The organism is Mycobacterium sp. (assembly GCF_050701515.1).
Lineage (GTDB): Bacteria > Actinomycetota > Actinomycetes > Mycobacteriales > Mycobacteriaceae > Mycobacterium.
On record NZ_JBOGDB010000036.1, the window covers coordinates 1 to 9,950 of the forward strand.

Consider the following 9,950-nt stretch of genomic DNA (forward strand, 5'->3'; position numbering starts at 1 on the left):
CGCTGACGGAGTCGCGCACGGGCTCGCTGACCAGTGTCTGACCGCCGTCGGCCTGCGCCGCAACCCGCGCCGCCATCGCGACATTTCTGCCGAAGAGGTCATCGCCGCGCCGCACCGACTTGCCCACATGGATGCCCATACGAACCCGGATTCTGTTCGGCTGCTTCCGAAGTGCCCGTTGCACGTCGACACTGCACCGCACCGCCTGCGCGGCCTCGGCGAAGGCGACCATGAACCCGTCGCCCTGACTCTTGACGACATGACCCTTGTGGCTCTGCACGTGACGGCGGATGAGTTTGTCGTGCTTGCTGATCAGCCGGACCCAGGCCCGGTCTCCGATGCGCTCGTTGAGCGCGGTGGACTCCTCGATGTCGGAGAACAGGATCGCTACGTTGCCGTCCAGTGCCAGCCGGGCCAGATCGGGCCGTTCCACCTCGGCCCAGTCGGCGAGGTCCTCGATCGACGAGCGGACCGCAGCACCGATGCCGTCCTTGCGAAGGATGTTGGCGGTCTGCCACATCGTCTTGACCGCCTCGCGGCTACCGGACAGCAACTGCTGACGGGTATCGACGCGGCTGCGCAGCTCTTTCGTCTTGCGGCGGCTGCGGTTCAGCAGGGCCGACAACACCAGGATCACGACGGCCTCGACCGCGGCTACACCGGCGAGCAGGTAGACCGCGATCATTGGAGTCATCATCACCTCACTGGCTTGTTCGCCGGATTCCGTCCTCTAAGTATTGGATGCTGAAGCGGTGATGCCAGCCAAGGCGCCCTATTACGAAAGTCGATTCATCCGCGCGAACGATCCCGATCGTGCGCAGGCGCTGTGGCTGCGCTCGACACTACTGCTGCCGACGGCCGGTGTCCCGGTCGCCGACGCGTGGGTCATGATCTTCGACCCGGACGGCGCGGGCAACCGCGCGCTCAAAGAGCCGTACCCGATCGACCAGTCCGACTACGGCTATGACACCTGGACGGCGCGGATCGGCGCGACGACGGTCGACGACCGGTCCGCGCAGGGCTCGGTGACCGGCGCAGGGAGGTCGGCGCGCTGGGACCTGCGGATCACGCCGGGCGGCGAGAAGGCGGTCAAGCTGCTCACCGACCGCGGGTACAAGGCGAAGTTCCCGACTGCCAAGACGATGGTTCGCCATCCGCTGGCCCGGTTCGACGGCAGCCTGGAACTCGACGACGTGCGCGTCCACGTCGACGGCTGGACCGGCAGCGTCAACCACAACTGGGGTCGGCGCCACACGCCCGCCTACGCGTTCGGCCAGGTGTGCGGGTTCGACGAGGCACCGGAATCGAGCCTGGAAATCGTCACTGCCCGGGCCGCGGTCGGGCCCATCTCGCTGCCGGCCGCCACGTTGTTCGTGCTGCGCCATGACGGGCGTGAAATGGCGGTGCGATCCATCCTTGCCACCCGCCACACCCGCGGTGAGTATGCGCCGTTCAGTTGGTCGTTCGGCGGCCGCGTCGACGGGCTGACCCTGGAGGGGGAGATCACCGCGCAGCCGCGCGACGTTATCGGACTGACATACACCGACACCGACGGGGAGTCGAAATACTGCTACAACTCCGCCCTCGCGACATGCCGAATTCAGTTGTCCGGCAGAGACATTGCAACTAGCGAACTCAACGCGACCCGCCGGGCCATGTTCGAGATTCTGACCGACACCCGCAACGAGTCGGTGCGTCTGCTCGCTTAGTTTCTGCGCGAGCAGACGCAAAATCCCCCGACACGCCGCGACGACACGCACTTTTGCGGCTGCTCGCGCAACTAACCAGCCCACTTCTTGCAGAATTCGGTGACCAGATCGTCGGCTGAGCGTGTCATGTCTCGATCAAACTAAGCAAAGCGAAACAAATCAACGCGCCGCATCGGAGCCCACCTGTGCGTTCTCGACGCCATCGGGGTGCGCCGCAAATTGCGTCGTCAATTAGCTGTTAGGCGGGGCACTGAGACATATGCTTTGCGTGGTTAGCCAAATGGGTGAAAGGCGCAGGTTCTGACATGTCCGGCGATCTGCTGACCGGCCGTGACGACGAACTGGCTGTCATTCGACGCGCGCTGAGCGGCAAGTACTCCGGTGTCGTGATCGCCGGAGCGGCGGGTGTCGGCAAGACCCGACTCGCGCGAGAGGTGCTGGCTCGCGCGCAAGCCGCCGGTGAGCATACAAATTGGATAACCGGCACCGAGTCCGCTCGCGCCCTTCCCCTCGGCGCGTTCACCGGGTCAATCAGTGACACCACGGCGGAGCCCGTTCCCAACGTCGGCCGCATCATCAATTCCTTTGTCGCACAACAGCGTCGGGGACGGGTCTTGATCGGTGTGGATGACGCTCACCTGCTCGACGGATTGTCGGCTCACGTCGTGCACCAGCTTGCGCAGTCGCGGGGGCCGCGGCTGGTGGTGACCTTGCGCACGGGTGGCGCGGAACCCGATGCCGTTACCGCATTGTGGAAGGACGGCCTGCTGGCCCGGCTGGATCTCGAGCCCTTGTCCGCCGCGGCGACGCGCACCCTGATCGAGTCGACCCTAGAGGGAGCGGTGGATGCCCGTAGCGCGCAGCGGTTCTGGAAGCTGACCGGCGGCAACGCACTCTTCCTGCGGCAGTTGCTCACCGATCAGGTTTCGGCTGGGCGGATGCGTCAAGTCGCCGGTGTCTGGATGTGGGATGACGACGTGGCGGTGTCCCAGAACATCACGGATATGGTCGGCCGGCAGCTGGGCCAGCTCTCCGAAGGTGTGGCACTGGTCCTCGACACGTTGTCACAATGCGAGCCACTCGATGTCGACGTGCTGTGCAATATTGCGCGTCGGTCCGACCTCGAAGTCGCCGAACAGATGCACCTTGTCACGGTCGAGCGATCCGGCGGTAAGCGCATGGCCAGGCTGGCCCACCCGCTGTTCGGGGAACTTCGACGCTCCAGCGCCGGCGAAATGTATCTCTCCCGGATCCGAGGGAAGTTGGCGGAAGGACTGGACGACGATGTCGAGGGCGATATGCAGGCGACGGTGCGGAAGGCCTTGCTCACCCTCGAATCGGACCTACCGCCCAACCCGGAACTGTTTGTCGACGCGGCGCGATACGCGATGACGCTGCTGGATCTCGACTTGGCCGAGCGGTTCGCGACCGCCGCCGTGCGCGCGGGGTCCAGTGACGCGGTCGGCGTCCAGGCGATGAACCTGGTGCTCCTCGGTCGTGGCGATCAGGCCGAAACCTTTCTGCGGGAGATGACCACGAACGGGCACGAGGATGTCCATCGATGGTCCACCGTGCGGGCCGCAAACCTGATCTGGATACTCGGGCGGCCCATCGAGGCGTCCGAAATCCTCGACCAGTTGGCGGCGGGGCCTGAGTCGTCAGTGGAACGCGCCGCGCGGGACGCGATTGCGGCTTGCGTCGACGCGGTGTCGGGGCGCTGCGCGCCGGCCGCCGAAAAGGCAACCGCCGCATTGGAGTGTCCAGAGCTGTCCGACTTTCACGCAATGATGGCGTCGGTGGCGCGGATCATGGCGATGGGTGCGCTCGGTGAGGTGGACGATCTCGCTGCGGTCGCCGAGCAGGCGCTCCAGCGCGCCACGACCTCGTTCCAGGCGTCGCACATGCGGTTCTGGTTCGGCGGTGTGTACGCGCGCGCCTGCCGGCTCACCGGCCGACTCGATGAGTGCGTGGCGGCCGCCAAGAAGCTGGCCGACTCCGCGGGCGACGTACCCGGCCTCGCGTACGCCAACCTCGCGTTCCTGTCGGGTCTCGCCGATCTCGTTCATGGGGACGTACCCGGCGCGGTGAAGCTCTTGCACGAAGCGCTCGCGGGCGTGGAAAAGCATGGTGTCACAACCGGTTTGCGGCCGGCCAGCTGCTTCGCGCTGACCGAGGCCCATGCCAAGCTCGGGCAGGCGGCCGAAGCAAATCAGGCGCTCGCCGAGGCCACCGAGTGTGTGCCGCCCGATTATGCATTCATGCACACCGGCCTCTCGGTTGCGACCGGGTGGGCGCAGGCGGCCGGCGGGTATCTGACCGACGCCGTGGCGACCGTTCTCGATGCCGCCCAACTTGCGCGCGACCGCGGACAGCCGACGCATGAACTGGCCTGCCTGCAAGCTGCGGCCCAGTGGGGCGACGTCACCGTGGCAACGCGGGCCCGCGAACTCGCTGACGAGTTATCCCTACCGCTCGCGGATGCCGTTGCCCGCCATGCCGAGTCACTGTCGGCGGGGGATGGCGACGGTCTGCTCGCCGCGTCTGCTGACTATCGGGCAATCGGGGATCGGGCCACGGCCGCCGATGCCGCGGCGCAGGCGGCAGTGGCCTTCGGCAACAGTCAGCAGCGCAGGCGGCGACTCTACGCCGCGGCGATCGCGCAGGGCCTGGCTGACGAATGTGGCGGTCTGTGCACCCCGGCGCTGCGGACTCCGACTGGACATCCGTTGACCAAGCGGCAGCGCGAAATCGTCGAGTTGGCCGTGGCTGGCATGTCCAATCGGGACATCGCGACGCGGCTGGTGATGTCTGTGCGAAGCGTGGAGGGCCACCTGTACCGCGCGTGCCAGCGCGTGGGAGCCAACTCGCGGGAGGAGCTGGCCGCGATCATGCGGGCCGGTCCCGCGGCCGGTCCATGAGCCGCCCGTGCTGATCACCGGTTGACGAACTGGACCACGACCTCGCTGAACGCGTCGTTGTCGTCGCCGGCCGCGGTATGCCCGGCGTCGGACAGCTCGACGAACTCGGCGCGAGGAACCGTGTCCAGGAAATGCTTCACGCCCTCGGTGCTGACCACGTCGGAGAGCCTGCCGCGAATCAGCAGGATCGGAATCGTCAGATCGATGGCGGCCCGCTCCAGTTTCTCGACCCGCACGAACGGATCGTCCATCGGCTTGGTCAGAAACGCCGGATCCCAATGCCAGTACCAGCGGCCGTCGCGGCGGCGCAGATTCTTCTTCAGGCCTTCCGGGCTGCGCGGCTTGGCCCGATACGGAAGATATGCGGCGACGGCGTCGGCGGCGTCCTCGAGCGAGTCGAAGCCGTTCAACCCGCTGGACATGAAGTCGCGGATCCGTGCGCTGCCGCCCTTCTCGAACCGCGGCACCACGTCGACGAGCACCAGCTTGGTTACCCTGTCCGGTCCTGCCGCATCGGCGGCGAGGATGCCGGTCATCCCGCCCATGCTGGCACCGATCAATATCACCGGACGTCCGATCTGGTCCAACACCTGCAGGGTGTCCGCACACAGCGCGTCCACCGAGTAGTTCGCATCGGGTGACCGGTCACTGTCACCGTGGCCGCGGCTGTCCAGCGCGACGACATGCAAACCCTCATCGGCAAGGATCTGGCCGGTGTTTTTCCAGGAGAACCGGTTCTGTCCGCCGCCGTGCAGGAACAGTACGGATGGCCGGGCTGGGTCCGATGTCGCCGCCGCAGCGGCTCCGGAAGCCGATGCGGCGTCCCTGTTCCATTCGTCGGCGATGAGTGTGAGGCCGTCGACAGCCCGAAACTTCACCGTTTGCGGCTCGCTGCGCTCGATTTTCCCGGCGTTCACGGACGTCCTCTCGGCCAACCCCTGGCCTCACGTTACCCAGAGCAAATATCGCCCCTTTCATGCATGTGACCAAACGGTGGCCCATCCCTCCCTACAATCTGCGAACGTGCAGCCCGACACGCCCATCGTCTGTGACCGTGACGGCATCATCGATGCCGCGTATGGCTGCCTGTCGGAACCACACAGCGGCCCGATTCCGGTGGCCGCGATCCTGGACCGCGCCGGCCTGTCCACTCGGGCGTTCTACCGCCACTTCGAGTCCAAGGACGAGCTGTTCCTGGCGATGCTGCGGCGGGAGAGCGATGCGCTGGTCGGCCGATTGGACCGCGTCGCCGATGAGCTGCCCGGTGATCCCGTCAAACAACTCACGGCATGGATCGGGCAGGTGTTCGCGCTGGCCCATGATCCCCGGCTCCGCCTGCACGTCACCGTGCTGGATTCCGACGAAGTGCGCACGGCAAAGGGATACCGCGAAGCGCGCGAGCGGTCGCATGCCGACCGGGAGCGCTCCCTGGCCGCGATTCTCCAGCGCGGTCGTGACGACGGCTCCTTTCCGCTGGCCGATCCACAGCCGGACGCGGTCGCGATCAGCGCGGTGGTAAGTCGCGAGATGACGACGCCGAACAAGGGAGATCCCGCCGAGCTGCGGGAGGCACGATGCCGCGTCGTCGATTTCGCGTTACGGGCCTTGGGCGCCGACAGGTGATCGCCGCATGATGACTTTCACCGGGCAGGGCAGTCTGTACTGACGAAGCCCGCGAACACAGGAGGTACGCACATGCCAGCCATCACACCCTCGTTGTGGTTCAACAACAATCTCGAAGAAGCCGCGGAGTTCTACATCTCGATCTTCCCGAACTCGTCGATCGAGCAGATCGAGCGATACACCGATGCCGGACCAGGCACGCCCGGCGACGTGGTTTCCGGGACGTTCGTCCTGGACGGCAACCGTTTCATCGGGATCAACGGCGGCGCGGACTTCCCGTTCTCCGAAGCGGTGTCCTTCATGGTCAGCTGCAAGGACCAGGATGAGGTCGACTATTACTGGAATCGGCTAATTGATCGCGGCGTGGGGGCACCTCCCGCTTGCGGGGGAGAGTCGCAGTGCGGCTGGCTCAAGGACCGTTACGGGCTGAGCTGGCAGATCGTGCCGGACCGATTGTTCGAACTCGTGAACGATCCGGATCCGGCCCGCGCCGCGGCCGCCACCAAGGCCATGCTCGGCATGCGCAAGATCATCATCGCCGAACTGGAAGAGGCCAGCGAAAACGCCTGAGGCCGTGGGCACCTTAGCTCGTCAGGCGGCCGATCCATTCGATCGTGGCGTCGGTGATCGGCTCGACGTCGGCTACGTCGTCGCACATGGCCACCATCAGCGACGCCTCGGCCATGATCGCGATCAGGACGCGTGACAGCAGCTGGTCCCGCTTGGACGAGTCCACGTCGAGCACCGTCAGCCAGCGCTGAAAGAAAGTCAGCGTGCTTCTGCGGCGGATTCGGTCGAAGCCGGCCGGGACGTCGCCGGAGGCCATCATCATCGCCGCACGCCGGTTGGCCCAGATCGCGTTCAGGTAGGCCCGCGCATGGACGGCGAACGCCCGCTGGCTGTCGAGGTCGGTGGCCTGGTGCGCCGCTTCGTCGATGCGACGTTCGACGTCCGCGGACAACCGCTCGAAGATCGCGAGGAACAGCTCCTTCTTCCCGCCGAAGTGGTGGTAGATGCTGCCGATGCTGGCGCCCGAGTAATCGACGATGTCGGCCATTGTCGCCGCCGAGAACCCGCGCGTGCTGAACACGTCGGTGGCCGCGTCGAGGATGCGCTGCTGGGTGGCGTCGGACTTGGCCCACCGCCGAGCGGACGTCGTCATGGCAAGAACCTAATGCACGTCGCGCAGCTCTTGGAACATTGTTCTAGAAGATTGGGCCGGTCGCCGAGTACCGCTCGACAACCGGCACGTACCTTGGACCCGTGAGCGAGACGCGCGGCGCGGACGCCGAGGCCGAACAGGAAACTGACGCCGACGAGGATGCCGACGCTGGGCAAGTCGAACCCGCCCGGCCCCGCATGTCGCCCGTTCGGCTGGCGACCATCTTGGGGCTGGTGGTCGTGGTGGCGTTGGCGGGACTCACCGGTTGGCTGGGTTTCCGGACGTACCAGTCGCACAAGGCCGAGGAGGAGCGCAACCTCTTCCTTCAGGTGGGCCGGCAGGGCGCGCTGAACCTCACCACAATCGACTGGCAGCACGCCGACGCCGACGTGCAGCGCGTCTTGGACTCCGCGACTGGGGACTTCTACGACGACTTCCAGCAGCGTGCCAAGCCGTTTGCCGAGGTCGTCAAGCAGGCGCAGTCCAAATCAGTCGGCACCATCGGCGAGGCGGGCATTGAATCGTTATCGGACGATGAAGCAGAGGTGCTGGTCGCCGTGACCCTGAAGACCTCGAATGCCGGTGTCGCCGAGCAGGAGCCGCGTGCCTGGCGAATGCGGATCACGGTGCAGAAGGTCGGCGACGAGGCCAAGGTCGCCAAGGTGGAGTTCGTGCAGTGACCGAGGACAAGAACGACAGCCGAGACACCACCGAGAAGGAAACCGCCGAGCCGGTCAAAACGGACACCGACACCGAGAGGAAGGGCAAGCACGCCGCCGACGAACCGGCCGACGAGCCCGACGTCTCGGACGAGACGGAGACCGCCAAGCCCAAGCGCCGGATCAACTGGTCGCGGGTGCTCGCCTTTGCCGTGCTGCCCGGTCTCGCACTCCTGTTGGCGCTCGCCGCCGGCTACCTGAAATGGCAGGAGTCGTCGGTCCGCGTCAGCGATCTCGCCCGCACCGAATCGGTGCAGGCCGCCAAGGACGGCGCCGTCGCGCTGCTCTCGTACAAGCCCGACACCGTCGAACAGCAGCTGATCGCGGCCCGTGACCTGCTCACCGGAGAGTTCCGCGACTACTACACCTCGCTGACGAACGACGTGGTGATTCCCGAGGCCAAGGCGGAGCAGATCTCGGCGGTTGCCTCGGTGCCCGCGGCGGCGTCGGTGTCGGCCGACCCGAACCAGGCGGTGGTGCTCATGTTCGTCAATCAGGAAGTGGTCGTTGGCAACGGCGTGCCCGCCGGTACCCTGTCCAGCGTCCGGGTCACCATGGACAAGATCGGCGACCGCTGGCTGATCTCTCTGTTCGAACCCGTCTAAAGGACAGTGATGAGCGAACCCAGCTGGCTTGACGTCGCCACGCCGACGGTGCAGCTGAGCGTGTTGACGTGGGGACCGCCGGATGGGCCGATTGCGTTGTGCCTGCACGGTTTTCCCGACACCGCCTATTGCTGGCGAAAGATCGCGCCGATGCTTGTCGACGCGGGCTGGCGCGTAGTGGCGCCGTTCATGCGGGGGTACGCACCGTCGTCGATTCCGTCGGATGGCTGTTATCACATCGGCGCGCTGATGGACGACGCTCTGCAGGTGCTCGAGGCGGCCGGGCCGACCGGACGCGACGTCGTCATCGGCCACGACTGGGGTGCTGGGTCGGCGATGGGTCTAGCGGCGATGCCCGACAGTCCGTTCGCCAACGCGGTGATCATGTCGGTGCCGCCTGTGGCGGCATTCCGACCGCTAGGCCGAGCTCCCGATCAGATCCGGCTTGTCGCGCAGCTACCGCGCCAACTGTTGCGCAGTTGGTACATCGGGTACTTCCAATTGCCGTGGCTGCCGGAGCTTTCCGGGATGCGAGTGGTGCCCCTGCTGTGGCGGCAGTGGTCGCCGGGGTACGACGAGGCCGAGGATGTCCGTCTCGTCGAGGCCGCGATCGGCGCACCGGAGAACTGGCGCGCCGCGCTCGGGCTGTATCGGACACTCATCCGCGGCGGTAGGCCTCCGGCCGAGTACGCGGAGCTGCATCGCCTGTTTGTGGAGCCACCCGTGCTGCCCGTCCTGTATCTGCACGGCGACGACGACGGTTGCGCGGCACCGGATTACATCCCATGGGTCGAGCGGGTTCTTCCGGCGGGCAGCGAGGCCTTCGTCGTCGAAGGCGCCGGGCATTTCCTGCAGCTGGAACAGCCCGAGGTCGTGGCGCAGCACATCGTCGACTTCGTCGGGCAAGCCTAATCTCGGAGGTCATGACGGTGCGCCGGCTAGCAGCGGTCGATGCGCAGACGTACTGGATGTCGGCCAAGATCCCAAACGACGCGTTTCTGCTGTACGGGTTCGCCGGCGTCCCGTCACACCTCGAGCAAGCCATCGACGTCATCCGCGGGCGGGCTTGTGACTGCACGGAGCTGAGGCTGCGAGTTCACGACGGCAGCCCCCTGACGTATCCGGCGTGGGTGAGCGGGGAGGTCGACGCCACTCAGTTTGTGGTTCACGAACTCGTTGACAACAGTTGGACCGGATGTCTGGCCGCGGTCAGC

At 66.1% G+C, this 9,950-nt stretch carries 10 protein-coding genes and 1 pseudogene; 8 read left to right on the top strand and 3 right to left on the bottom strand.

All coding sequences use genetic code 11. The features are described from left to right. Positions 1-694: adenylate/guanylate cyclase domain-containing protein (locus ACRDU5_RS02885; RefSeq protein ID WP_526612708.1), on the bottom strand; the 694-nt coding region annotated here is incomplete at its 3' end. Between the two features lie 61 nt (positions 695-755). Here ACRDU5_RS02885 and ACRDU5_RS02890 point away from each other — a divergent pair. Next, complete coding sequence (locus ACRDU5_RS02890; protein ID WP_526612717.1) at positions 756-1,709, top strand: hypothetical protein; 954 nt, start codon at positions 756-758, stop codon at positions 1,707-1,709. A gap of 305 nt (positions 1,710-2,014) precedes the next feature. Next, positions 2,015-4,627, top strand: a complete 2,613-nt coding sequence (locus ACRDU5_RS02895; RefSeq protein WP_526612709.1) for a LuxR C-terminal-related transcriptional regulator — start codon at positions 2,015-2,017, stop codon at positions 4,625-4,627. A gap of 14 nt (positions 4,628-4,641) precedes the next feature. Here the strand turns inward: ACRDU5_RS02895 and ACRDU5_RS02900 are convergent, their stop codons facing one another. Beyond that, positions 4,642-5,544, bottom strand: coding sequence for an alpha/beta fold hydrolase (locus ACRDU5_RS02900; RefSeq protein ID WP_526612710.1), 903 nt, complete (start codon positions 5,542-5,544; stop codon positions 4,642-4,644). 106 nt (positions 5,545-5,650) lie between these two features. Between ACRDU5_RS02900 and ACRDU5_RS02905 the strand changes: the two genes are divergently transcribed. Together ACRDU5_RS02905 and ACRDU5_RS02910 are read left to right on the top strand one after the other, a co-directional pair. Beyond that, on the top strand, positions 5,651-6,250 hold the full coding sequence (locus tag ACRDU5_RS02905; RefSeq protein ID WP_526612711.1) for a TetR/AcrR family transcriptional regulator: 600 nt from the start codon (positions 5,651-5,653) through the stop codon (positions 6,248-6,250). Between the two features lie 72 nt (positions 6,251-6,322). Then, entirely contained in the window at positions 6,323-6,820 is a 498-nt protein-coding gene (locus ACRDU5_RS02910) for a VOC family protein (protein ID WP_526612712.1), read from the top strand. Between the two features lie 13 nt (positions 6,821-6,833). On the opposite strand, the gene ACRDU5_RS02915 is transcribed toward ACRDU5_RS02910, so the two are convergent. Then, on the bottom strand, positions 6,834-7,412 hold the full coding sequence (locus ACRDU5_RS02915) for a TetR/AcrR family transcriptional regulator (protein WP_526612713.1): 579 nt from the start codon (positions 7,410-7,412) through the stop codon (positions 6,834-6,836). 101 nt (positions 7,413-7,513) lie between these two features. On the opposite strand from ACRDU5_RS02915, the gene ACRDU5_RS02920 reads away from it, so the two are divergent. The 4 genes and pseudogenes from ACRDU5_RS02920 to ACRDU5_RS02935 form a co-directional block, all read left to right on the top strand. Then, positions 7,514-8,092: an Rv1363c family protein gene (locus ACRDU5_RS02920; RefSeq protein ID WP_526612714.1), complete on the top strand. Its 579-nt coding sequence runs from the start codon at positions 7,514-7,516 to the stop codon at positions 8,090-8,092. Next, positions 8,089-8,736 carry a hypothetical protein gene (locus ACRDU5_RS02925; protein WP_526612715.1) on the top strand — a complete coding sequence of 216 codons (648 nt, stop codon included), beginning with the start codon at positions 8,089-8,091 and terminating at the stop codon, positions 8,734-8,736. The genes ACRDU5_RS02920 and ACRDU5_RS02925 overlap by 4 nt, the downstream gene beginning before the upstream one ends. A 9-nt stretch (positions 8,737-8,745) precedes the next feature. After that, positions 8,746-9,648: an alpha/beta fold hydrolase gene (locus ACRDU5_RS02930; RefSeq protein ID WP_526612716.1), complete on the top strand. Its 903-nt coding sequence runs from the start codon at positions 8,746-8,748 to the stop codon at positions 9,646-9,648. Positions 9,649-9,659: 11 nt separating this feature from the next. Further along, positions 9,660-9,950: pseudogene (locus tag ACRDU5_RS02935) on the top strand (DUF1298 domain-containing protein); the annotation flags it as partial.

Excerpts from the sequence above, each read along its gene's own strand:
- ACRDU5_RS02930 (WP_526612716.1), top strand. The coding sequence starts at position 8,746 with ATGAGCGAACCCAGCTGGCTTGACGTCGCCACGCCGACGGTGCAGCTG.
- ACRDU5_RS02915 (WP_526612713.1), bottom strand. The coding sequence starts at position 7,412 with ATGACGACGTCCGCTCGGCGGTGGGCCAAGTCCGACGCCACCCAGCAG.
- ACRDU5_RS02910 (WP_526612712.1), top strand. The coding sequence starts at position 6,323 with ATGCCAGCCATCACACCCTCGTTGTGGTTCAACAACAATCTCGAAGAA.
- ACRDU5_RS02895 (WP_526612709.1), top strand. The coding sequence starts at position 2,015 with ATGTCCGGCGATCTGCTGACCGGCCGTGACGACGAACTGGCTGTCATT.
- ACRDU5_RS02890 (WP_526612717.1), top strand. The coding sequence starts at position 756 with ATGCCAGCCAAGGCGCCCTATTACGAAAGTCGATTCATCCGCGCGAAC.